Source organism: Amycolatopsis sp. NPDC004772 (genome assembly GCF_053601215.1).
Window position 1 is genome coordinate 1 of the sequence record NZ_JBSGBK010000073.1, and the last position, 22,619, is coordinate 22,619.

The 22,619-nt window shown below is 70.2% G+C and carries 25 protein-coding genes; 5 read left to right on the forward strand and 20 right to left on the reverse strand.

Annotation, left to right across the window (positions count from 1 at the left end):
• Nucleotides 1–81: 81 nt before the first annotated feature.
• Nucleotides 82–1,290 carry a DUF445 domain-containing protein gene (locus ACWEF6_RS32410; protein WP_449686411.1) on the reverse strand — a complete coding sequence of 403 codons (1,209 nt, stop codon included), beginning with the start codon at nt 1,288–1,290 and terminating at the stop codon, nt 82–84.
• Nucleotides 1,291–1,329: 39 nt separating this feature from the next.
• Entirely contained in the window at nt 1,330–2,505 is a 1,176-nt protein-coding gene (locus ACWEF6_RS32415) for a DUF445 domain-containing protein (protein WP_449686441.1), read from the reverse strand.
• A 161-nt stretch (nt 2,506–2,666) separates the two neighbouring features.
• On the opposite strand from ACWEF6_RS32415, the gene ACWEF6_RS32420 reads away from it, so the two are divergent.
• Nucleotides 2,667–3,593, forward strand: a complete 927-nt coding sequence (locus tag ACWEF6_RS32420) for a hypothetical protein (protein WP_449686412.1) — start codon at nt 2,667–2,669, stop codon at nt 3,591–3,593.
• 149 nt (nt 3,594–3,742) lie between these two features.
• Nucleotides 3,743–4,393: a class II aldolase/adducin family protein gene (locus tag ACWEF6_RS32425; RefSeq protein WP_449686413.1), complete on the forward strand. Its 651-nt coding sequence runs from the start codon at nt 3,743–3,745 to the stop codon at nt 4,391–4,393.
• On the opposite strand, the gene ACWEF6_RS32430 is transcribed toward ACWEF6_RS32425, so the two are convergent.
• The 14 genes from ACWEF6_RS32430 to ACWEF6_RS32495 form a co-directional block, all read right to left on the reverse strand.
• Nucleotides 4,390–5,043, reverse strand: coding sequence for an HD domain-containing protein (locus ACWEF6_RS32430; RefSeq protein ID WP_449686414.1), 654 nt, complete (start codon nt 5,041–5,043; stop codon nt 4,390–4,392). The two genes, ACWEF6_RS32425 and ACWEF6_RS32430, sit on opposite strands and share 4 nt — an antisense overlap.
• Nucleotides 5,044–5,116: 73 nt before the next feature.
• Nucleotides 5,117–5,755 carry a hypothetical protein gene (locus ACWEF6_RS32435; protein WP_449686415.1) on the reverse strand — a complete coding sequence of 213 codons (639 nt, stop codon included), beginning with the start codon at nt 5,753–5,755 and terminating at the stop codon, nt 5,117–5,119.
• 2 nt (nt 5,756–5,757) lie between these two features.
• Nucleotides 5,758–6,771 (reverse strand): hypothetical protein, encoded by a 1,014-nt coding sequence (locus ACWEF6_RS32440; RefSeq protein WP_449686416.1) that lies wholly within the window; start codon nt 6,769–6,771, stop codon nt 5,758–5,760.
• A 183-nt stretch (nt 6,772–6,954) separates the two neighbouring features.
• The gene (locus ACWEF6_RS32445; RefSeq protein WP_449686417.1) at nt 6,955–7,536 is read right to left on the reverse strand and encodes a transglutaminase domain-containing protein; all 582 of its coding nucleotides are present in this window, start codon (nt 7,534–7,536) and stop codon (nt 6,955–6,957) included.
• Between the two features lie 73 nt (nt 7,537–7,609).
• Nucleotides 7,610–8,215, reverse strand: coding sequence for a histidine phosphatase family protein (locus ACWEF6_RS32450; RefSeq protein WP_449686418.1), 606 nt, complete (start codon nt 8,213–8,215; stop codon nt 7,610–7,612).
• Nucleotides 8,216–8,397: 182 nt separating this feature from the next.
• The gene (locus tag ACWEF6_RS32455) at nt 8,398–9,831 is read right to left on the reverse strand and encodes an MBOAT family O-acyltransferase (protein ID WP_449686419.1); all 1,434 of its coding nucleotides are present in this window, start codon (nt 9,829–9,831) and stop codon (nt 8,398–8,400) included.
• 53 nt (nt 9,832–9,884) lie between these two features.
• The gene (rlmB, locus tag ACWEF6_RS32460; RefSeq protein WP_449686420.1) at nt 9,885–10,841 is read right to left on the reverse strand and encodes a 23S rRNA (guanosine(2251)-2'-O)-methyltransferase RlmB; all 957 of its coding nucleotides are present in this window, start codon (nt 10,839–10,841) and stop codon (nt 9,885–9,887) included.
• Between the two features lie 29 nt (nt 10,842–10,870).
• A complete protein-coding gene (gene cysS, locus ACWEF6_RS32465) occupies nt 10,871–12,259 on the reverse strand; it encodes a cysteine--tRNA ligase (RefSeq protein WP_449686421.1) in 1,389 nt (462 codons plus the stop codon).
• A gap of 43 nt (nt 12,260–12,302) precedes the next feature.
• Nucleotides 12,303–12,989, reverse strand: coding sequence for an HAD family hydrolase (locus tag ACWEF6_RS32470; protein WP_449686422.1), 687 nt, complete (start codon nt 12,987–12,989; stop codon nt 12,303–12,305).
• A gap of 22 nt (nt 12,990–13,011) precedes the next feature.
• Nucleotides 13,012–13,407, reverse strand: coding sequence for a PPOX class F420-dependent oxidoreductase (locus ACWEF6_RS32475; protein WP_449686423.1), 396 nt, complete (start codon nt 13,405–13,407; stop codon nt 13,012–13,014).
• 10 nt (nt 13,408–13,417) lie between these two features.
• A complete protein-coding gene (locus ACWEF6_RS32480) occupies nt 13,418–13,813 on the reverse strand; it encodes a PPOX class F420-dependent oxidoreductase (protein WP_310968961.1) in 396 nt (131 codons plus the stop codon).
• A 28-nt stretch (nt 13,814–13,841) separates the two neighbouring features.
• Entirely contained in the window at nt 13,842–14,309 is a 468-nt protein-coding gene (gene ispF, locus ACWEF6_RS32485) for a 2-C-methyl-D-erythritol 2,4-cyclodiphosphate synthase (RefSeq protein WP_449686424.1), read from the reverse strand.
• A complete protein-coding gene (locus tag ACWEF6_RS32490) occupies nt 14,306–14,920 on the reverse strand; it encodes an IspD/TarI family cytidylyltransferase (RefSeq protein ID WP_449686425.1) in 615 nt (204 codons plus the stop codon). Before ACWEF6_RS32490 ends, ispF begins: the two co-directional genes overlap by 4 nt.
• 57 nt (nt 14,921–14,977) lie before the next feature.
• Nucleotides 14,978–15,469: a CarD family transcriptional regulator gene (locus ACWEF6_RS32495; protein WP_004559016.1), complete on the reverse strand. Its 492-nt coding sequence runs from the start codon at nt 15,467–15,469 to the stop codon at nt 14,978–14,980.
• Nucleotides 15,470–15,755: 286 nt separating this feature from the next.
• Between ACWEF6_RS32495 and ACWEF6_RS32500 the strand changes: the two genes are divergently transcribed.
• Entirely contained in the window at nt 15,756–16,445 is a 690-nt protein-coding gene (locus ACWEF6_RS32500; RefSeq protein ID WP_449686426.1) for a hypothetical protein, read from the forward strand.
• Between the two features lie 404 nt (nt 16,446–16,849).
• Nucleotides 16,850–18,208 carry a DNA repair protein RadA gene (radA, locus tag ACWEF6_RS32505; RefSeq protein WP_310968947.1) on the forward strand — a complete coding sequence of 453 codons (1,359 nt, stop codon included), beginning with the start codon at nt 16,850–16,852 and terminating at the stop codon, nt 18,206–18,208.
• On the opposite strand, the gene ACWEF6_RS32510 is transcribed toward radA, so the two are convergent.
• Nucleotides 18,209–19,318, reverse strand: coding sequence for a CU044_5270 family protein (locus ACWEF6_RS32510; RefSeq protein WP_449686427.1), 1,110 nt, complete (start codon nt 19,316–19,318; stop codon nt 18,209–18,211).
• Nucleotides 19,311–19,904, reverse strand: a complete 594-nt coding sequence (locus ACWEF6_RS32515) for an RNA polymerase sigma factor (protein WP_310968944.1) — start codon at nt 19,902–19,904, stop codon at nt 19,311–19,313. The genes ACWEF6_RS32510 and ACWEF6_RS32515 overlap by 8 nt, the downstream gene beginning before the upstream one ends.
• 157 nt (nt 19,905–20,061) lie before the next feature.
• Between ACWEF6_RS32515 and ACWEF6_RS32520 the strand changes: the two genes are divergently transcribed.
• Complete coding sequence (locus ACWEF6_RS32520) at nt 20,062–20,655, forward strand: C39 family peptidase (protein WP_449686428.1); 594 nt, start codon at nt 20,062–20,064, stop codon at nt 20,653–20,655.
• Here the strand turns inward: ACWEF6_RS32520 and ACWEF6_RS32525 are convergent.
• Nucleotides 20,652–21,926 carry an alpha/beta hydrolase family protein gene (locus tag ACWEF6_RS32525; RefSeq protein WP_449686442.1) on the reverse strand — a complete coding sequence of 425 codons (1,275 nt, stop codon included), beginning with the start codon at nt 21,924–21,926 and terminating at the stop codon, nt 20,652–20,654. The two genes, ACWEF6_RS32520 and ACWEF6_RS32525, sit on opposite strands and share 4 nt — an antisense overlap.
• Nucleotides 21,927–21,974: 48 nt before the next feature.
• Nucleotides 21,975–22,541: an ArsR/SmtB family transcription factor gene (locus ACWEF6_RS32530; protein ID WP_449686429.1), complete on the reverse strand. Its 567-nt coding sequence runs from the start codon at nt 22,539–22,541 to the stop codon at nt 21,975–21,977.
• Nucleotides 22,542–22,619: the final 78 nt, after the last annotated feature.

The following is a 22,619-nucleotide window of genomic DNA, read 5'->3' on the forward strand; positions in this document are numbered from 1 at the left end:
ACTGCCGATTTCGGCCCCCCCCCCCCCCCCCCCGCCACATTGGGTGCGCTGGACGCACCCAACGCCACATTGGGGCGCTTGTCAGCCCAGCATCAGCAGGACCTGCAGCTCGCCGACCACGAACCCGATCACCCCGCCGACGGCGATCAGCTTCCACTCGTCCTGGCGGAACGCCGGCCGTAGCAACCCCTCGAACTCCAGCGGCGTCAACGCCAGCATCCGCTGCTCGATCACCTTCGCGACGTCCATCGCCTCGGTGAGGTACCCCTCGGCGTAGCGGGCCGTGTCCGGCAGCTGCTCCAGGGCCTTCCGCGCCGCCGCCTGCTTCATCTCCTTCAGCCGGGTGCCGCCGACGGTCCAGGCCAGGGGCATCTGCGCGTCGACCGTTTCCGACACCAGGTGCTCCACCCGGGCGGCCAGGCGGTCGGCGCGGGGGCCGCGCAGGATCGCGTCCAGCAGGTTCTGGACCGTGAGGACCTCCTTCGCGATCAGCTCGCCGTACTGCCGCGCGACCTCGGCGCGGCGGCGCTGGAACTTGCCCTGGAAGATCACCCGGCCCACCCGCACCGGCTCGCGGGGCACGAAGATCAGCTTGATGGCCAGCCAGTCCGTGCACAGCCCGATGACGCCGCCGAAGACCGGCAGCACCCACGGCTCGCGGGTGAACGCCCACACGATCGTCTGGACCAAGCCGAGCCCGAACCCGAAGTAGATCCCCATCCGGGCGATGAACGCCATCTCCGGGCGGGACGTCTCGCGGATCAGCCGGACCAGCAGCGCGCGGTCCCGGGTCAGCCGCTGGACCGTCATGTGCTGGACGTCGAGGACCTCGTCGAGGTTCTCGCGGACGTCGTCGAGGAACTCCCGGACCAGCCGCGGTGCCGACGCCTGGACCTGCTTGATCAGCATTTCCTGCGCCAGCGTCGGCAGGACCTCCCACAGCCGCGGGTGGTGGTCGGCCAGCACCTCGCGCGCGGTGTGGTCGACCGCGCGCAGCAGCGGCTGCTCGAGCTCGCTGGTGATGATGACGGGGTCGATCCGCTCGAGCACCTCCCGGAGGTCGAGCAGGTTCGCCGTGAGCAGCTCGGTCGCGACCGCGGCCATCCGCCCGCCGTGTTTCGGGACGACGCCCTGCCAGCCGAGCAGCGGCGGGAGCCCGACGAAGTCGAGGGGCCGGAACATCATCTCGATGGCCACGCGCTTGGTGACGTACCCGATCAGCGCGGCCACGAACGGCATCGCCGCGTAAAGCGGCCAGTGCAGGGCGAGGTCGTGCAGGACAGCGTCCATTCCGGCCTCCTCGCGATCCCGAGATCGAAACCGTACCGGCTACCCGAGCAGGGCGAGCACCTGCAGTTCCCCGACGAGCCCGCCGATCACCGCGCCGACGGCGATCAGCTTCCACTCGTCCTGCCGGAAGGCCGGCCGCAGCAGCTGCTCGAACTCGAGCGCGCTCAGCCGCTTCATCCGGTCGACGATCGTGTTGCGCACGTCGAGGGCGTTGACCGCGTAGTCCTCGGCGTGCCGGATCGTCTCCGGGACGCGCTCCGCGGCCTTCGCCGCCGCCGTCTGCTTCATCTCCTGGAACCGTTTCGTGCCGACGGCCATGGCGACGAACGGCTTGACGACGCTCGCCTGCGCGTCGATCGTCTTCTGCACCTCGCGGGTGATCAGCGCGAACAGCTTGTCGGACTTCGGGCCGCGCAGCACCGCTTCCAGGAGGTTCGGGATGGTGATGATCTCGCGCGCGATCATGTCGCCGTAGTCGGCGGCCACCTGGTCGCGCCGCTTCTGGAAGACGCCCTGCCAGGTGTAGAGGCCGAAGAACCGCTTCGGCTCGCGCGGCAGGAAGATCATCTTCAGGGCCAGCCAGTCGGTGAGCCAGCCGATGCCGAGGCCGAACAGCGGCAGCACGATCGGCGACTTCGTCAGCGCCCACACGACGAGCTGGACGCAGCCGAGGGCGAACCCGAACGCGAGCCCCGAACGGGCGATGAACCGCATTTCGGGCCGGGAGATGTCCCGGATCAGCCGGTTCAGCAGCGCCTTGTCGCGGACCAGGTTCGTCACGACCATGTGCTTGAGGTCGAGGACGTCCTCGATGTTGCCGGCGATCTCCCGCATGATCTTCGTGATCGCCTTCGGCGCCTCGGCCTGGACGCGCTTGAGCAGCAGCTGCTGCGCGCTGTTCGGCAGGACCTCCCACAGCCGCGGCTGGTAGGTCTCCATCACCTCGCGGGTGACGTCCTCGACGACCCGGAGCAGCGGCTGCTCGATCTCCTTCGCCACCTCGGCCGGGTCGAGCCGGGCGAAGATCTCCTTCGGGTCGACGAGGGTGGTCGTCAGCATCTCGGTGGCGGTGGCCGCCATCCGCTCGGCGTTCGCGGGCAGCACGCCCTGCCAGCCGAGGAACGGCTTGACGCCCACGAACTCGAGCGGCCGGAACATCATCTCGATGGCGACGCGCTTGGTGACGTAGCCGATCAGCGCCGCGATGACCGGCATGGTGACGTACACCTGCCAGTGCGTGCCGAAGTCCACGCGCGCACGTTAGCGGCTCGGTGCCAGGCCGGGTGGAATGCCATGCGTCACGACGGGTTACCGAAATCGTGATGCATCCTTTTGGCGGTACGCATCGAAGGTCCCCGGCTCATTAAGGTGGCCCGATGGTCGCGCCTGAGAAGCCCCAGTCCGCCCCGAAGACCGCCCAGTTCGCCGTGGGTGTCCGCGGGTACAACCAGCGTCAGGTAGACGAGCGTCTCGCCGAGCTGACCAAGGAGCTTCGCGAGACATCCCGCAACCGCGACGACGCCGTCGCGACGTCCGCGGATCTGACGAAGGCCCTCGCGTACGCGCAGAAGGAGCTGGCCGAGACGAAGGCCGCCCTGGCCAGGATGAGCTCGAGCCCGTCCGGCGCGGGAGCCATGGCCGAGCGCGTCCGCATGATGATGCAGCTCGCCGAGGAGGAGATCGCGGACCTCCGTTCGGCGGCGGAGGCGGACGCGGCTTCGACCCGCGACCAGGCGGACAAGTACGCGCACGAGACCCGCCGCACGGCCGACAAGCTGGCGAAGGACGCGGAGGAAGAGCGCGCGCGCCTGCTGTCGCAGGCCAAGGGCGAGATCGAGAAGCTGAACGCGGCGGCCGGGGCGAAGAGGGTAGAGCAGGCGGCGGCGGCCGAGAGGGCACGCAAGGAAGCGGACGCGGCAGCCGAGGAGGCGGCGGCGGCGCTGCGCGAGGAAGCGGACCGGAAGGCGGCGGAGGAGCTGGCCGCGCGGAAGAAGGCCTTCGAGGAGGAGTTCGCGCGGAAGAAGCAGGAGACGGAGGCGGCCCTGGCTTCGGCGCAGGCGTCGCAGGCTTCGGCGGACCAGAACCGGAAGCTGGCCCTGGACCTGAGGGCCAAGGTGGCCGACCGAATCGCGGCGACGGATGAGGCAGTGAAGGAAGCCATGCGCTTGCTGGCACCGCCGGAGGACGCTGCCTCGGCCGAGAAGCCGGCTGCAGCTCCGGCTCCGGCTGCGAACGGGGACCGGAAGCCGGCTCCGGCGCCGAAGGCTTCTCCCGCTTCTCCCGCGGCTCCGGCCAAGGCTTAGTCGCCCACACCGGGCTGGGTTGCCCACGGATCACGGGAGCCCAGCCCACCCGGCACAGCGCGTGAATCCCCCGGCCGGGGAGGTGGCCGACACTCGGGGGTGACTGGCAGTCTGCAGATGCCGATCACCCACGAGACAGGACCCTGCGCATGATCCTCGAGACCGAGCGGGCCGCCGTGTGCGCCTATGCGCGCCGGATGGTCGGTGACGGCCTGGTCGTCGGCACCTCCGGGAACGTCTCCGTGCGGGGCGGTGATCTCGTCGCCGTCACGCCCACCGGGGTTCCCTACGCGAGCCTCACCCCCGCCGACATCCCCGTCGTCGACCTCGGCGGGCAGGTCGTCGACGGGGCGCTCAAGCCGACCAGCGAACTCCCCATGCACCTGTCCGTTTACTGGGACGTCCGCGATCCCGACGGTGAGCCCGTGACCGCCGTCGTGCACACGCACTCGCCGCACGCCACCGCCGTCTCCACCCTGGTGCGCGAGGTTCCTCCGATCCACTACATCGTCGCCACCGTCGGGCCCTCGGTGCGCGTTGCGCGCTACGCCACCTACGGCACGCCGGAGCTCGCGGCCGCCGTGCTGGAGGCGCTCGAAGGACGCCGGGGCTGCCTCATGGCCAACCACGGCACTCTCACCTACGGCGACGGCCTCGAAGCCGCCTACCACCGGGCCCAGCAGCTCGAATGGGCCTGCCGCGTGTGGCTGCTCGCCCAGAGCGCCGGCCGGCCCAGCCTGCTGCCGCCGCCCGAGGTGGCGAACGTCGTCGAACGGCTGCGGGGCTACGGGCAGGGCTAGGACGCCACCGCGTCCAGCAGCTCCGCCACCGTCGGGTCGTCGACCGCCTCCTTGATGCACTGCCACAGCTGCAGGTTGGCCGTCGCCCAGTGGGAGTACGTCGCCGCCGCCTCCGGGTTGTAGAAGTAATAGCCCTCGTCATGGACGTCGCACTGTTCGCCGACGATCTTGTCGGCCAGCTCGCGCAGGCTCAGGCCGTTTTCGCGCAAATACCGGTGCGCCAGCACCACCGGCGTCACCGGCAACGCCTTGAACAACGTGTCCGCGTCGCTCAGGGCCTGCGCTTCCAGCGAAATGTCCCGGCCGCGGGTGGCCATTTCGGCTTCGTCGACGATCTCGTCGATCCACCGCGCGATCCGCGGCGGGACACCGCATTCGGCGAGGATTTCCAGCCGCAGGCTGCGGCCCGCCGCGGCCGGTGAGTTCCGGAGCACCAGGTAGTTGACGTCGTGCACCAGCGCGGCGACCTGCACCACCGCCTCGTCGGCGCCGTTGTGCCGGGCGAAACCGGCCGCCTTCGCGCGGACGAAACTGACGTGGTGCCAGCCGTGGAACTGCAGCCGGTCGGCGTACTGCCGGCAGAGCCGGTGCACCCGGTTCTCGACGGCGTCGACGATCACGTGGTCGATCGTGCTTTCCTGCGTGCGCATACACCTCTCCCATCCCGGCCGTGGTGTTCAGACGGGTGGAGTAATGGTAAGCGCCGCTGACGCCGGTGTGTAGCTAGATGCGGTCGGCCAATTCCCCCAATCGGACCTCGACCGGAACGTGACGATGACCGATTCCGCTGGCCGGATCGAAAGACAAGCTGAAACTGCTCACCGGGCGTGATTTAACGAGGAAAGTCATCGTTCCGGTGGCCGCTTCGGGGATCCGGTGGAATTCGTCGGCCAGCATGGTGGCGCACGCGCCGGCCGCGCAGAGCGTCCGGCGCCGCAACCGCGCGGACGCGATCAGCCCGGTGCCGGCGTCGATCGTCGTCTCGTACCGCTCGTGCAGGTAGTCACCACGGAGGATCGTGGTGCAGAAGTGGTACCGGTGGTTGTGCACGGAATCGGCGTACCCCTCCCGCCAGTCCTGCTGCGCCTTGTATTCGTGCAGCCAGAAGGAAAACGGGTCGGACGGCGAATCGAGCAGGCACCAGGCGAAGTGGGTGGTCGTTTCGCGGGACGAGCGCAGGACCTTGGTGGCCTGCGCGGCGGACAAAGCGCGCAGCTGCGTGCGCAGTTCGTCCCGCAGGCCGGACTGGGCGGCCCACGGCCGGAACCAGCCGTCGACCGCGCGCCAGTCCGCGGCGAGCGGGAATCCGGCCGTGCGCAGGCGCGTGGCCAGTTCGGACAGGGGGGACAGGCGGGTGAGCAAGGTCAGCTCCCTAGCTCGGCGACTGCGGAGAACTCCGCGCGGAAGGCGTGGAACTTGCCCTCCAGCTCGCGGAACTGCTCCTCGGACAACGGGGATCCGGTGATCTTCTCGAACAGCGCGAGGAAATCCGTCCGCGTCGTCGCGGACGTGATGCGGAAGTGGCGGCCGGTCCGGGACTGCGAGACGCGCACGAATTCGGCGCGTTCCATGTTGTAGAGGAAGGAACCTTCGGTGAATCGCAGGGACCGCGGGTACAGCTTCGTGGCGCCGCGGACGTCGCTGTAGAGCGACACCCACACGCTGTCGTCGAACATCTCGAGCCGGTCCAGCGGCGGGTCGGCGACCACGGTGATGTCGACCGACGCGCAGCGGCTGCGCGCCAGGAAGAGGCCGACGAGCCCGATCTTGATCTCTTCGTCGAGCCGGCTCTGGATCTGCTCGGAGTCGACGTCGGCCGCCTCACGGCGCAGCAGGTAGCGGGCGCGCCCGCTGATCGAACTCGCGTCGCGCGGATCGGCGATGACCGCCCGCAGTTCCCGCTCGGTGCGGGAAAGCAGCAGCCGGGCGGCCGCGTGGCGACCGGAGAACCCGCGGAAGAAGTACTGCCGGGTCGCGTCGAGGTCGGCCATCAGCGCGCGGTTGAACGCGGGGTCGGGATCGGTCGTCGCCTCGAAGACGTCGGTCGGGAAGAACTCCTTGTTCAGCGCGCGGTACTCGGCGCTCAGGTCCTCCAACGCGCGCCGGCTCTCCTCGATCACCGGGGTCACGAGCGCCTTCTGCGACGCGCTCGCGGTGATCAGGGTCTGGCCGAACCCGACGATCGCGGAGATCAGGGTGCCGGTGCCCAGCGACGTCACCAGGTTCTTCCCGGTGCCGGGGTCCATCAGGCCGGCGATCCACAGGCTCAGGCCGGCGACCACGACGAGCACCGTGAGGAGCAGGCTCGTCCTGGTCCAGAAGATCTCTTGCAGTGGGGTACGGCGGAGGCGTCCGCCAGCCGCGGCCACGTGCTTCACCTCCCTCGAACCACCCGAACGGACGTATGCGTAAAGTGTCTGTTCGAGCGCGGGGAGTCACTTTACGCCCGTCCCGGGGTGTGCGAAATAAGAAGTTCGGGGGACAAGACTGACGGACAGACGTCACTCTCGGCAATAATTTACCGGATCGGCCGGTTTTCCGAAAATGCCGGAAAACCATGATCAAAGCGTGCGGGGCAGGCTGTTTTCGTACCAGCCGGGGCCTGGTGCGGCGGTCATCAGGAAATCCACCACGGCCGGTGCGGGGGCCGGGTGGATCTCCGGGTGATCGCGTTCGCCGGCGGCGGTGTCCACCGGCCAGGCCAGTTTTTCCGCGTCGAGCGAAAACTCGCCGCCGGCGCCGGTGCGGTTGCCCCGCGCGTCCAGCCGCGACCACTTACCGTGCAGGTGAACGGCATTCAGCCCGTGCAGCGCGGAGAGCTCCTGGTAGCAAAACCCGGCCGGAATCCCTTGTGCGCGCAGCAAAGCGGCGAGCAGGTGGGCCTTCGCGTAGCAGATCCCGACGCGCTCACGCAGGACGTCCGAGGCCCGCCAGGTGACGCGCGGGTCGGCGGCGTCGATGACGTGTTCGACCTCGTCGCGCACGAAGAGGAACGCGGTTTTCGCGGCTTCGACGGGATCGCCGTCCACGGGACGCAGGGTGCCGGCCAACGCCCGGATCGACGGGTGTCCGTGATCGACGACGGCGTCGGCCGCGAGGTAGTCGCTCAGCCGATCGGACGTCGGCGTTGGCGCGGGATTCATCCGCGCATCCTGACACGCTGGGCCGTTCGGGCGAGAGCCGATTTACGCGGTGGTCACTTCTTGTGGTCGCCGATTACGGAACGTAAAAGTCGGGCGGAAAGCCGGTCCAGCGGAGTTCGGCGGGGAGGTGGCTCAGGTCGTTGTAGGTCAAGAGGGCCGCGGGGCGTCCCGGCGAGTACTGGATGACGGTGAGGCCGGCGTTGGCGTGGGTCAGGGTGAGCCACCGCCACGGCGGGGCGTCCTGCGCGGCGCGGACGAGCCAGCCGACGAGGAAGTTGTGCGTGACGAGCACGTCGTACCGCGGCTCGGCCCCGGGAACGGGCCCGCTGAACCGGCGTTCGGCTTCGGCGGCGAGTTCTTCGTCGGCGGGCGGGAGTTGACGGGCGAAGGCCAGCAGGAGGTCGCCGGAGGTCTCGGGGAGCTCCTCGCGCTTCGGCGTGTACGGGACGAAGTCGCCTGCCGCCTTCTCGGTGTGGACGGGGACGCTGGGCAGCTGACTCGCGATGAGGTGGGCCGTTTCGGTGGTGCGGAGGAGCGGGCCGTGGTGGATCGCCGTCACCGGGACGTCCCGGAGGCGTCGCCCGAGGAGGACGGCCTGGCGCCGACCCGCGTCCGTCAGTCTTCCGTCCGGCGCCGCCTCCGCGTGGCGGGTGAGGAAGAGGTAGCGGGTGGTCAGCACCCGGTCAGGGTGTCACGGTTAAGCCGTTCGGGTCAGTGTTTCGGCTCGCTCAGGCGATGGGGACGAGGGCGCTGGCTCGGGACGAATTGTCGGCAGGGTTCACCCCTCCCGCCCGAACGCCGGATTGTTCAGCGGCCGCGTATCGGTTCGGCAGGGGGTGTGGTTGGCGGGGATGCTTTTGCTCAGAACTGGTAGTACAAGAACGGGCTGAACGTTCCTGTCGCGATCAGGATTGCCGCGTACAGCAGGCCCGCCGTCATCACTCCGATTCTCAGCGCCGTTGCCGGGCGGCTTCGGCTCGACTCGAGCAACGGGCCCGTCACCGGGTGGGCCGGGAGGGCGAACACCGCCAATGCCGCCAGCAGCAAAACCAGGCGCTGGTTGGTGAACGCCTGCTCCACACTGGGCCCCAGGCCGGAGAAGTCGGGGATCAGCATGTGGCCGATCATCGACAGCGCGTGTCCGATGTCCGGGGACCTGAAGAACACCCAGCCGAACACCACCAGCAGCATCGTCAACGCTCGGCGCAGGTGGCGTTTCCAGGGCGTTGACGGGTCCAGGTCCAGGCCGAACCGGCGCTCGATCACCAGGAGCGCTCCGTGGTAGCAGCCCCAGACCAGGAACGTCCATTGGGCTCCGTGCCAGAAGCCCGTCAACACGAACACGATGCACAGGTTCCGGTACGTCTTGGCCGCTCCGTGGCGGTTGCCGCCCAGGGGGATGTACACGTAGTCGCGGAACCAGCGGCTCAAGCTCATGTGCCAGCGGCGCCAGAACTCCGTGATCGTCACCGAGGAATACGGCCTCGCGAAGTTCTCCGGCAACCGGAAGCCCAGCATGCGGCCCAGGCCGATGGCCATATCGGAATAACCCGAGAAGTCGAAGAACAGCTGGAGCGTGTAGCCGATCGCACCCAGCCAGGCCGTTGCGAACGTCATCTGGTCCGGGGGGACCTTGAAACACGCGTCCACCAGCGGGCCCAGCGAGTCCGCGATGATCGCCTTCTTGCACAGGCCCAGTGCGAACCTCGGGAAGCCCGCCGCGATGTCGTCCAGGCGATGGGAGCGCAGCTGGGGCAGCTGGTCCGCGATCTCCCGGTACCGCACGATCGGGCCCGCCACCAGCTGCGGGAACATCGCGATGTACGCCGTGAACGCCACCGGGTTGCGCAGGGCCTGGCGCTCCCCGCGGTAGATGTCGACCACGTACGAGATGTGGTGGAACGTGTAGAACGAGATGCCGATCGGCACCACCAGGCTCGCCACCGGCACGCTGCCGCCGAACCAGTGGGCCACCGCCGCGATCTGCTGGGTGGCGAAGCCCGCGTACTTCCAGATCAGCAGTACCGCGACGTCCAGCGCCACCACCGCGATGAGGATCCGGCGCCGGCGGACGCCGTGGACGTCCCACGGGCTGGGCGCCAGGAGGGGGCCGACCAGGAAGTTGACCACCATGCAGCCGAGCAGCAGGAACACGAACGCGCCCGCACCGATCGTGTAGAACAGCAGGCTCGCCACCGCGATGATGCCGTTCCGCCAGCTCCGCGGGCACACCAGCACGGCGATGAGCACCGCCGGCATGAAGTACCACAGGAAGAGCGGCGAAACGAACGACATCGGGTCCCCTCGGTTTATCCGACGGTGACCTTAACCCGGCTGGGTGACCGGGGTCAGACCCGCCCGGCGGCACGACGGCGGCGCGCCACCTCCGCGAGCAGGACGCCCGCCGCCACCGAGGCGTTCAACGACTCGACGCCCGCCGCCATCGGGATCGACACCGTGGCGTCGCACGTCTCGCGGACCAGGCGGGACAGTCCGCGGCCCTCCGAGCCCAGCACGATGACCAGCGGGTCCGCCGCCAGCTCCAGCTCGTCGATGTCGACCGACCCGTCGGCGTCCAGGCCGACCAGCATCAGGCCTTCGTTCGCCCACGCCTTGAGCTGGCGCGTCAGGTTCGTCGCCACCGCGATCGGCAGCTTCGCCGCCGTGCCCGCGCTCGTGCGCCACGCCACCGCGGTCATGCCCGCGCTGCGCCGCTCCGGCAGCAGCACGCCCTGCGCCCCGAACGCGGCCGCCGAGCGGATCACCGCGCCCAGGTTGCGGGGATCGGTGACGCCGTCCAGCGCGACGAACAGCGGCGTCTGGCCCGAGTTGCGGGCCACCGCCATCAGGTCGTCCGGGTGGGCGTACTCGAACGGCGGAACCTGCAGGCCCAGGCCCTGGTGCATGGCCCGGTTCGTCTTGCGGTCCAGCTCCTCGCGCGGGATCTCCAGGATGGAGATGCCCTTGTCGCCGGCCAGCCGGACGGCCTCGTTGACGCGCTCGTCGATGTCGATGTTCAGCGCGACGTACAGCGCCGTGCCCGGGACGTCCGCGCGCAGCGCCTCGACCACCGGGTTGCGCCCGGCGATCAGCTCCGGCTTGTCGGCCTTCCGCTGCCGGGCCTGGTCGCGCTTGGTCTGGGCGTTCGCCTGGCGGTAGGCCTTGTGCCCGGGACGGTCCTCCGCCTTCGGGGTCGGCCCCTTGCCTTCGAGGGCCTTGCGGCGCTGACCGCCCGAGCCGACGACGGCACCCTTCTTGGTGCCCGTCTTGCGGATCGCGCCCTGGCGCCGCGAATTGCCTGCCATGGTGAAAGTTCCTTGCCTAGAAAGCCGGTTCAGTCGGACTTCACAGTCCACTGAGGACCGTTGGGGGTGTCCTCCACCACGATGCCCGCCTGCGAAAGGCGGTCACGGGCGGCGTCCGCGCGGGCGAAGTCCTTCTCGGCCCGGGCCTGCTGGCGCTCGGCCAGCAGCCCTTCGACGATCCGGGCCAGCGCTTCCTGGGTGGGCGTGTCGGAACCGCCCGCCTCGGACCAGCGCGCGGACAGCGGGTCGAGGCCGAGCACGTCGGTCATCGCGCGGACGGCCGCGGCGAATTCGAGTGCCTTGGAGGTGTCGCCCGCGTCGAGGGCGGCGTTACCGTCCCGGACCGTGGTGTGGACCACGGCGAACGCCTGCGGGGTGGCGAGGTCGTCGTCGAGCGCGTTCGCGAACGCCTCGGGGATCGTGCCGATCGTCACTTCGCCCGCCTGGGCGGCGCGGCGCAGGAACGTCTCGATCCGCCGGTAGCCCTGCGCGGCCTCGGAGACCGCCGCGTCGGAGTACTCGATCGTCGACCGGTAGTGCGGCTGGACCAGGTAGTACCGCAGCTCCGGGGCCCGGTAGCGGTCCAGCATCGCCGGGATCGACACGGTGTTGCCGAGCGACTTCGACATCTTCTCGCCCGACATGGTCACCCAGGCGTTGTGCAGCCAGAACCGCGCGAAGGCGTCGCCGGCCGCGTTCGACTGGGCGCGCTCGTTTTCGTGGTGCGGGAAGACCAGGTCGATGCCGCCGCCGTGGATGTCGAACTCACGCCCGAGGTACGCCGTCGCCATCGCCGAGCACTCCAGGTGCCAGCCCGGCCGGCCCTGCCCCCACGGCGTCGGCCACGACGGCTCGCCCGGCTTCGCGCTCTTCCACATGGTGAAGTCGCGCGGGTCGCGCTTGCCGCGGGTCGGCGTCTCGCCCTGCTGGACGTCCTCGAGGACCTGGCCGGAGAGCTTGCCGTAGTCGTCGAACGACTTGACCGAGAAGTAGACGTCGCCGTCCGCGACGTAGCCGTGGCCGCTCTCGATGAGGCGCTCCATCAGCTCGACCATCTGGGTGACGTGCCCGGTCGCGCGCGGGTTGATCGACGGCGGCAGGCAGCCCAGCTGCTCGTACGCGGTTTCGAAGGCGCGCTCGTGCGTCGCGCCCCACTCCCACCAGGGCCGCTCGTTCTCGGCGGCCTTGGTCAGGATCTTGTCGTCGATGTCCGTGACGTTGCGGACCAGCAGCACGTCCAGTCCACTGTGGACGAGCCAGCGGCGCAGGACGTCGTAGTTCAGGACGCCGCGGACGTGCCCGATGTGCGGCACGCCCTGCACGGTGGCCCCGCACACGTAGATCGACGCTGTTCCGCTACGGACGGGGTGGAACTCCCGTACGCTCCGGGTCGCTGTGTCGAAAAGGTGAAGGGCCACCCTCAAAGGGTACGGGGTCGGGCGAGAGGAATATCTCTGGCCCTCAGCCGGCGCCGTGGGTGCGCAACGCCGTGAGCAGGGCGTCCGGCCGCTCGGCCGTGGGCAGCGGGTCGACCAGCGCGAACTCGCAGCCCAGGGCGCGAGCGCCGCCATCGGCTTCCTCGCTGTCGCCGACCATCAGCGTCTCGGTCGCCGGGACGCCGAGCGACTCGACGGCCTTGCGGAAGATCTCCAGCTCCGGTTTGACCGCGCCGACCTCGAAGGACAGCACGAAGGCGTCGACGTAGGCGTCCCACCCGCGGGCGGCGAAGGCGGGCCGGATGTCGAAGGCGATGTTGCTCAGCACGCCGACCTTCAGGCCCCGCTCGGCAGCGGCCTTGAGCGCGGCTTCGGTGTCCGGGTACGGCGTCCACTGGCTGGGATCGATGAGCCGGTCGTACAGCGCCTTCGCCTGGTCCGCGTGCGGGACGCCGGACTTCTTGAGCACCTCGAGGTACACCTTCCGGTGCAGCTCGGGGTCCCGGTCCCGGTGGTGCCACGCGTGCAGGTGCTCGGCGTCGAGCTCGACGACCTGCCCGACCGGGGCGGTCATCCGGCGCATCAGCTCGGCCTGCGCCTCGATGTCGAGCGGGTCACCGTTGTGGTTCGTCAGTGCGGTGAGCCAGGACTCGTCCTGCTCGAGCCGGAAGAGCGTGCCGGAGAAGTCGAACAACACCGCCCTGATCGTCATGGTTTCCACCCTAACCGGACCCTCAGGCCGAATGCCCTGTGATGTGTTCGGGGACAACCCGCACCAGCACGCGCACGACGTCGGCCGGCTCGGGCGGGAAGTCCTTGCCGACGTACTTGCGCGAGAGCTCGTCGATCAGCTCGCGGCCACCCTCGACGGTGACCTCGGCGCGCCCGCGGATCTCGACGTAGTTCTCCGGATCGGCCAGGTCGAAGACCGAGATCGACACGCGCGGGTCGCGCCGGATGTTGCGTTCCTTGCGGCGGCCCTGGACGGTCGCGAAGACGACGGTGTCCCCGTCCCGGCGCGCCCAGACGACCGAGCTCTGCGGGGAGCCGTCGGAGTTGGTCGTGGCGACGACGGGGTAGTTGGTGCCGTCGAGGAGGGCCTTGGTGGCCTCGTTGAAAGTCACAGCCATGGTCTGGACCCTATTTCACGTTGCCGGCGATCTTCTCGGTTTTCAGGCGCACGACCACCCGCTGGACATCGGCGCCCTCGGGCGGCGGATCCTCGGCGAGGTACTTGTGGCTGAGTGTCTTGGGCAGCGTCTTGCCGGGGTCGGGGGTGATGGTGACGCGGCCGCGCAGCTGCGTGTGCCGGTAGGGGTTCTCGGCGTCGGTGATGGAGACGCTGATGCGGGGATCGCGCCGCAGGTTGCGGACCTTCCGCCGGTCCTCGGTCGCGCTGAAGACGAGCTCGCCGTCGTCGAGCCCGACCCAGACGACGGAGGTCTGCGGGCTCCCGTCGGGATCGAGGGTGGCGACCGTGGCGAAGTTCTTCCCGTCGATCAGCGCGCGGACGTCGTCCGAGAGAGTGAGGGCCATATCACGCCGAACGGGCGCGGGTGAGGGCCTATTCCGCCGCGAGCAGCAGCGCCGTCGCGAAGGCCGCGATGCCCTCGCCGCGGCCCGTCAACCCGAGGCCGTCCGAGGTTGTGCCCGACACGCTCACCGGGCCGCCCACCGCCTCCGACAGCACCTTCTGGGCCTCGTCGCGCCGCTTGCCGACGCGCGGGGAGTTGCCCACGATCTGGACCGTGGCGTTCGCCACCCGCCAGCCCGCCGCCTCGATCAGGCCGCGGACCTCGGCCAGCATGTCCGTCCCGTGGGCGCCGTCCATGCGGGGGTCGCCCGTGCCGAACACCGCGCCCAGGTCGCCGAGGCCGGCCGCCGACAGGAGGGCGTCGCACAGCGCGTGCGCTGCGACGTCTCCGTCCGAATGGCCCGCGCAGCCGTCCGCCTCCGGCCACAACAGGCCCGCCATCCAGCACTCGCGGCCCTTTTCGACCGGGTGGACGTCCACGCCGTTGCCGATCCTCACAGCGTCTCCTCGTTCTTCGGTGCCGCCGCGATCGCCTCGGCCAGGGACAGTTCGAACTCGGTGGTGACGCGCATCGCGTCCGGGTGGCCCTCGACCGTCGCCGCGCCGGCCGGCGCGAGATCGGGCCGGAACGCCCCGAACGCGTAGCCCACCGGAGTCTGGAGGGTGCGCAGGCGCGAACGGTCCTGGGTGCCGACGATCAGCGAAGCCGCGTCGGTCACCTTCACCGTGTCTGCCATCGGCAGCACCGGCACGACGACCGGCTCGCCGTCACGGACCGCGCTGATCACGTCACGGACTGTTTGCGCATGGATGAAGGCCCGCAGCGCGTCGTGGAGGAGTACAACTGAGTCACGGGCGAGTTCGGGCTCGACGGCGGCGAAGGCCTGCCGGAGTGTGCCGGGCACCACCCGGCAGCCGAGACCGCGGACGGCCTCGGAAAACGACGAAGCACACCGTTGGGGGGCCGCTACGAGCACCAGATCGATCTCCGGTACGCCGAGCAGCCCCCGCACGGTGTGCGTGAGTAGCGCCTCACCATGGACCGGCGTGAGAGCTGACTCTCCGTCGGAGGCATGATGTGCGACGGTCACGATCGCGACGACGTTCATCGGTACGCGATCGTAGAGGCACCCACCCTCCCGCAAGGGCAGGGCACCTGGCGGTGCTCAGACCGTCGCGGTTTCCAGAACTTCGTCGAGGAGGACCTCAGCCTTGTCCTCGTCGGTGCCCTCCGCGAGCGCGAGCTCGCTGACCAGAATTTGCCGCGCCTTCGCCAGCATGCGCTTCTCACCGGCTGAAAGTCCGCGGTCCTTCTCTCGCCGCCAGAGGTCGCGCACCACTTCGGCCACCTTGTTCACATCGCCGGAGGCGAGCTTCTCGAGGTTGGCCTTGTACCGACGAGACCAGTTGGTGGGCTCTTCGGTGTGCGGAGCACGCAGAACGTCGAAGACCTTGTCCAGTCCTTCTTGCCCGACGACATCGCGGACGCCGACGATTTCGGCGTTGTCTGCGGGCACGCGAACCGTGAGATCCCCTTGCGCGACCTTGAGGACGAGGTACTTCTTTTCCTCGCCCTTGATCACACGGGTCTCGATGGCTTCGATGAGTGCGGCACCGTGGTGCGGGTAGACGACGGTCTCTCCGACCTTGAAAACCATGTGTCCTCTGCCCCTTTCGCTGACTCCATCCTAGCACGGGCCGCCAGTGCCCACCTAGCGGGCCGGACTCGTCCTCGCAGGTCAGCGGCCTGGCCGGGGGTTGACAAACGTCGGACCCCCGTGCTCACGCAGGTAGCGGGGAAGCGTTTCGTCACAGGCTGGGAATTCCTTTGTGGACGGTTGATCTTGGTCGCCGCGCCCCGGCAACGCACACCCGTTCCGCGGCGGAGATCGACCCCGGCTAGTCTTCGGGGCGACGAGGCCGTGAAAAGGGAAGGACTGCGACGTGAGGCTGCAGAATCGTCGCGTGCTCGGCGCGGGCGTGCTGGCGCTCGGTGCCGCGCTCGTGCTCGCCGGGTGCGGGGCCGGCCAGATCACCCAGACCGACTCGCAGCAGCCCGCGGTCAACGGCACGCACGCCCAGGTCAAGACCATCGACCTGCGCAACGCGGCCGTCCAGTACCCGACGTCGGGCCCGGGCTACGCGGCCGGCGCCACCCCGAAGCTGACCCTGACGATCGTCAACCGGGGCGCCCAGGACGACTCGCTCGTCTCGGTGACCACCGAAGACGGCACCCAGGCGACCATCGAGGGCTCCAAGACCGTCGTCGCCATGCACTCGCTGGTGATCGGCCCGGACGACGCCGTCGAGTCGACGAACGAGGTGCAGTCCACCGGCGCGCCAACGTCGTCGCCGAGCACGCCGACCTCCACCGCCACGCCGACCGGCAGCAGCTCGGCCACCAACAGCCCGGGCAACAACCTGACCGCGACGGCCACCTCCGAGGTCCCGTCGTCCGGCCCGGCCGCGACGCCGACCGCACCGGAGAAGATCGGCCAGGCCACCGTGACGCTGCCCGCGCTGAAGCAGCCGCTCTGGCCGGGCCAGGTCATCAAGGTCACGTTCGTCTTCCAGAACGCCGGGCCGGTGACGGTCGAGCTGCCGGTCGCGGCGCCGGCGCACGCCAAGGAGTAGGTCGCGCCCGCCGCCCGCCGATGGTGAGTGGCCCGGGTCGGGGACTCCGGAAGGAGTAGGTCCGCCCGCCGATGGCGAGCGGCCCGGGTCGGACTCCGGGGGTAGGTCCGCCCGCCGATGGTGAGCGGCCCGGGTCGGGACTCCGGCCCGCCGCCCGCGGCTGGTGGGTTCGACCGGCCCGCCGCCGGGCTCCCACGCCGACCGCCTCTCCGAGGCAGGTCCGGCCGGGCCTTTCGGGCTTCGGCAGAACCTTCTGGTGTGCGCTGCCCATGGTCGGCGCGCTCGGCCGGGGTGGCCGCCGAGTTCTCGGATGAGCGCCTTCCGGCGAGCGGATTCCTCCTCCGCCGAGAGGCTCCGGGCCGGGGGTCCCCGGTTTTGTCGGTGGTCGCCGATAGCCTCGCGGGGTGAAGAAAGGGACCACCTACCGCTGCGGGAGCTGCGGGTACGAAGCGGCCAAGTGGCTGGGCCGCTGTCCGGAGTGCCAGGAATGGGGCTCGTTCGAGGAGCGCGGCGCACCCGCGAAGCCGGCCATCCAGCGCGTCGCCGCCGGGGCGCCGAGTGCGCCCGCGCGGCCGATCGGCGAGGTCGACGTCGAAGCCGCGCGCGCCCGGCGAACGGGGGTGCCGGAGCTCGACCGGGTGCTCGGCGGTGGCCTGGTGCCGGGTGCGGTGGTGCTGCTCGCCGGTGAGCCCGGCGTTGGCAAGTCGACCCTGCTGCTCGAAGTCGCCTACCAGTGGGCGAAGACGGTCGACCGGTCCCTCTACGTCACCGGTGAGGAATCCGCGGGCCAGGTCCGGTTGCGCGCCGAGCGAACGGGCAACGTCCACGAGCGGATGTACCTGGCCGCCGAGAGCGACCTTTCCGCCATCCTCGGGCACGTCGACGACGTCAAGCCCGGCGTGCTGATCGTCGACTCGGTGCAGACCATGGCGTCGCCGCAGGTCGACGGCTCGCCCGGCGGGGTGACGCAGGTCCGCGCGGTGACGTCCGGGCTGGTCGCGCTGGCCAAGGAGCGCGGGCTGCCGGTGGTGCTCGTGGGGCACGTCACGAAGGACGGCTCGGTGGCCGGCCCGCGCGTGCTGGAGCACCTGGTGGACGTCGTGCTGCAGTTCGAGGGCGACAAGCACTCGACCCTGCGGATGGTCCGCGGCATCAAGAACCGGTTCGGCGCGGCCGACGAGATCGGCTGCTTCGAACTGCAGGAAGAAGGCATCGTCGGGGTGCCGGACCCGTCGGGGCTGTTCATGAGCCGCACCGCCGAGCCGGTGTCCGGCACGGCGATCACCGTCTCGCTGGAGGGCAAGCGGCCGCTGCTGGGCGAGGTCCAGGCGCTGGTGTCGTCGACGGCGGCCCCGCAGCCGCGGCGCGCGGTCAGCGGCCTCGACTCCGCGCGGGTCGCCATGGTGCTCGCGGTGCTGGAGAAGCGCGGCGGGCTCAAGCTCGGCGACAAGGACGTCTACGCGGCCACCGTCGGCGGCATGAAGATCACCGAACCGGGCATCGACCTGGCGCTCGTGCTGGCGCTGACGTCGAGCTTCGGCGACGTCGCCCTGTCGCCGCGGCTCGTCTCGGTGGGCGAGGTCGGGCTGGCGGGCGAGATCCGGCGCGTGCCGAGCGTGGGTCGCCGCCTGGCGGAGGCGGCCCGGCTCGGGTTCACGCACGCGCTGGTTCCGCCGGACTCGGGCAAGCCGCCCGCCGGGATCCGGGTGCTGGAGGTCGCGAACGTCGCGGACGCGCTGAACGCGGCCGGCCATGCGCGCTGATCACCCGGAGGTGCGCGTGATGTCGTAGAAGTACTGCGCGTCCGGGGCGTCGTGCCGGTCCGGGCCCAGGGGGAACCGCGTGGTCGTGGTGTTCGGCGCCACCGAGTTCGGCGGGGGCACGCCCGTGCTGATCGGCACCTCGGTCCGGCCGGTGATCACCGTCGCCGGTGAGATGTCCGCGGCCAGCAGCCGCGCGGTCGCGGGGTCGACGAACAGCCGCACGCCGGTCTCCTTGGCCACGTAGACGGTGGCCGGCCGGTTGTCCGGCGTCGTCCGCTGCGGGACGACGAGGATGTTCGGGATGGCGGCGAGCGCGTCGATCAGCGCGAACCGGACGTCCGGCCGGAGCAGGCCGGTCGCCAGCGCGCTGCGCGCCATGCCGAGCGACTCCGTGGCGGAGTGCGCCCGGCCCTGCCCGGGATCCTTGACGTCGACCGTGTCGAACCGCAGCCGCTTGAGCAGCTTCTCCGTGTCGGGGACGAGGGAAGCGACGAACGCGGCGTCCGGGCTCAGCCAGTTCGTGAACGGCGTGTTCCAGAACGGCTTGCTCTCCCCGGAAAAGTTCGGCCGGCCGGGGAACACCCCACCGGGCCCGTACTCGTCGACGGGCTCGGGGAGCGGTTCGGCGGACCGGCCGTCCGCCCAGTGCGGCTGCGCCGCCAGCGTCGTGCGCCGGTGCCACACGCCGGTGGGGTCGGCCGGGATCCAGAGCTCGACGCGCCGCTCGGCCTTGATCGCGAACGTCTTGCCGAAGTACGTCGTCCAGTCGCGCTGCTCGGCGTAGTGGAACTCACCGGGTGCGAGCGGGCGGTCGGGATCGGCGGCGGGCCCGGCGGGCCGCGACGTCTCCGGCGGGTCGGGCGCCCACACAGCGGCGGCGACACCGAGGCCGCCGACCAGGGTGACGACGGCCGCGGCCACCGCGAGCCACCGCCACGCCCCGCTCGTGCGCGGTCGGGCGGGCGGAGCCTCCTCGACGCCGGCCGCCGCGAGCAGGGACGCGCGGGCGAACGCGAGCCCGTCGTCTTCGCCGACGTCGCTGTTCAGGTCCTCGAGCGCCGCGTCGAGTTCGGCTTCGGACCAGATCTTCCGGACGTTGTCTTCACGCAAGGTCCTGCACCTCCTCGGGGGTCGGGGCGTTCGTCCTGAGCCAGCGTCTGATCCGGTGCAACCGCGACCGGACGGTACCCGGCGGGATGCCCAGCGCCTCGGCGACCTCGGCCGGCTCGAGCCCGGCCCACGACACGAGCAGCAGCGTGTCGCGGTCGGCCGGGCTGAGCCGGGCCAGCGCACCGGCCAGCTGCGCGGCCCGCACCTGGGCGTCGACCTGCTCGGCGACGCGGCCGTCGTGGCCCGCGTGACTCGCTTCGCCGGTCCTCGCGAGCCGCGCGGTGGCCTGCAGCCCGCGCAGTTCGGACCGCACGTGGTGGCGCAGCAGGTTGGTGGCGATGCCGTAGAGCCACGACCGGGCGGTGCCCAGCTCGGGCCGGTAGGACTCCCGCCGCCGCAGCGCGACGAGGAAGGTCTCGGCGACGAGGTCGTTCGCCGGTTCGGCCCCGACGCGGCGGGCCAGGTACCGCCGCAGCTGCGCGGCGTGGGCGTCGAAGAGCCGCCCGAACGCCGGCCCGGGCTCGGGTCCGCCCAGGTCCGGACGGTCGTGCCCCCAGAGCTCCGAGCCCTCGTGGATCACCTGCATGCCCCCAGTTGCCCGCAGCGTTCGCGAGCGTTCACGGCCGAACCTACTTTCGTCGTGATCCATCCAGGGCCAGGTGAGGGACAAACGTCGGATCTTGCCGAGATCATCCACAGGTGAGGCGCTGGCCAACCGGCGTCGCAACTGGGGAAGGACCGTCATGCGCAGATTCCGCCTGGGCTTCGTCACGCTCGTGGCCGCGATGGGGCTCGTCGCCCTGCCCGCCGCGGCCGAGGCCACCACCGAAGCCGTCCTCAACATCCAATACCAGGTCCAGGAAACCGGCTACTGGTGCGGGCCGGCCGCCACGCGGATCGCCCTGTCCGCGCGGACGTCGAACCTGCCGAGCCAGGGCACCCTCGCCGCGCAGCTCGGCACCACCACCAACGGCACCGACTGGATCGGCCAGGTCACCGGCGTCCTGAACCGGGACCTCGGCACCTCCTGGTACGAGACCAAGGAAATGCCGAACGACCCACCCACCCAGGCCCAGCGGGACCTGCTCTGGCGGGACATCGTGCTGGACATCAACAACGGCTACCCGATCGTCGCCAACATCGTCGCGCCCGCGAACAACCACCCGCCGGGCTACCCGAACTACACGATTTACCACTACTTCACGGTCATCGGGTACGACAGCTCCGACATGACCGTGAAGATCGCCGACCCGGCGAACTTCGGCGGGAACCAGATCTACTGGCTGACCTTCAACCAGCTCGCGACGCTGATCCCGCCGAAGGGCTACTCCGCCTAGACGCCCAGCAGGCCCCAGTAGATCGCCCACGGGACGAACACCACGCCGCCGGCCAGCAGAAGGCCGAGCCGGAAACCGCGGTTCCGCCACCACGCCACCGCCGTGCCGATGGTGGCGGCCACCGCACCCAGCGACAGGAGCTGCAGGGCCAGCCACGGCAGCGGACGGCCGGCGACGACCGGACCCAGGCCCTTGCCCATCGACAGCTGGATCAGCACGTCGACGACCAGGAACCCGAGCACGGCGAGCAGTCCGGTCGCCGACAGCCAGCGGGCCGGCCGTGCGGCGGCCCCGCGCCGGACCAGCGGGTACCAGGCGAACGCCACCAGCAGGAACGCCAGCACGGCGAGCTGCAGCCACGTCGACTCGTACCAGGCGAGCGGGGTGACGGCGGTGCTCGGCCGATCCTGCGCCGGCGGTGCGTCGGCCGTCGACGCGCTCGGCGGGTTCTTCACCCAGCTGCCCACGAGTTCGAGGTAGCCGGGCGCGTACCCGGGCAGCTTGTCGAAGCCGTCGGTGGTCCGGCGCAGCTGGTGCTGCGCGTCCGGGAACACCCGCAACGTGTGGTGTGCCACCGATTCCCGGAAGATCCGGACCGCTTCCCCCGGCGGCGTCAGGATGTCCTTCGCGCCCCACACGCCGAGCACCGGCTGGCGCAGGCTCTTCAGCACCGGCACCGGGTCGTAGTGCGCCTCCGGGAACACCCCGCCGCCGGACAGCTGGCGCAGCATCGTCGACGACGCCATCCGCACGAGCGAGCCATCCATTCCCAGCCGCCGCAACTGGTTCTCGACCGCCCACGACTGTTGCCGCGACGGCTCGACCCCGTTTGCGCCGAGTGTCACGACGAAGGCGACGTCCGAAGAACGCGCAGCCGCCAGTGGCGCCACCCAGCCGCCTTCGCTCAGCCCCCAGACGCCGACCCGCGCCGGATCGACGTCGGATCGCTTGCGCAGTACCGAAACAGCGGCGAGCGTGTCGTCCGCGAGGGTCGAGTACGACCGTTCGAACTGCGAATAGCCTTCGGTGCGCTTGTCGTAGATGAGGGTGGCGATGCCCTGCCGTGCAAAGGATTCGGCCTGATCGCGGTAGTCGTCCCGGCGGTGTTCCCCCGAGCCGTGGACCATCACCAGGCCCGGCAGCTTCTTGCCGCCGGGCGGCGCGACGACCGTGCCGTGCAAGGTCACCCCGCCGTTGGTGAAGGTGACGTCGTCGTTGGTCACGTCCGCGGCCGACGCCGGTGGCGCGAGCGCCGTGACCGCCAAGATCACCCCGGCCAGTAGAACTGCCTTTCGCATGGAAAACCCCCTGGTGTCATGTCATTCCCCTGGATCCGGGAACGCGAGCCAGCGCACGAGCACGCGCCGCGCCTCCGGTGACCGGTCGTCCTCGCTTCGCCAGTACCGGCGGAACAGCTCCATGTAGTCGTCCCAAAACTGCTTGAGCTCGTCCGTGGTGAGCCAGGTACCGCCGCGCGCGTAGAGCAGTGCGTCCGGCCAGTCGCCGGGCAGCTCCTCGCGCGTTTCCGCGTACCGGTTGAGCTTTTCGAGGTCGTCCTCGAACCCCTGCCGCTGCATGTCGTCGAACAGCATCCGGGATTCGGCGCTCTGCTCACTGCGGCGCGGCCACCGGATGTCCCGCGGCCGCGTCCGCCACCACCGTTCCTTGCCCCGCGCGAGCTCCGGGACGTCTTCGACGAACCCGAACCGGGCCAGCTCTCGCAGGTGGTAGCTGGTCGCGCCGGTGTTTTCACCCAGGGCTCGGGCGAGCTTCGTGGCCGTCGCCGGCCCCGTGGAGAGCACGCCGAGGATCCGGCGGCGCAACGGGTGCGTGACGGCTTTGAGGGCGTCCGGATCGAGCTGTTCCGGTGGTGGAGCGCTGGTCATGGCCCCACTGTAGCTGTGCAGAGAAAATTGTGCAAAGAAATCTTTGCAAGCCGCAGCAGGCGGGTGCCCGGGTCGTGG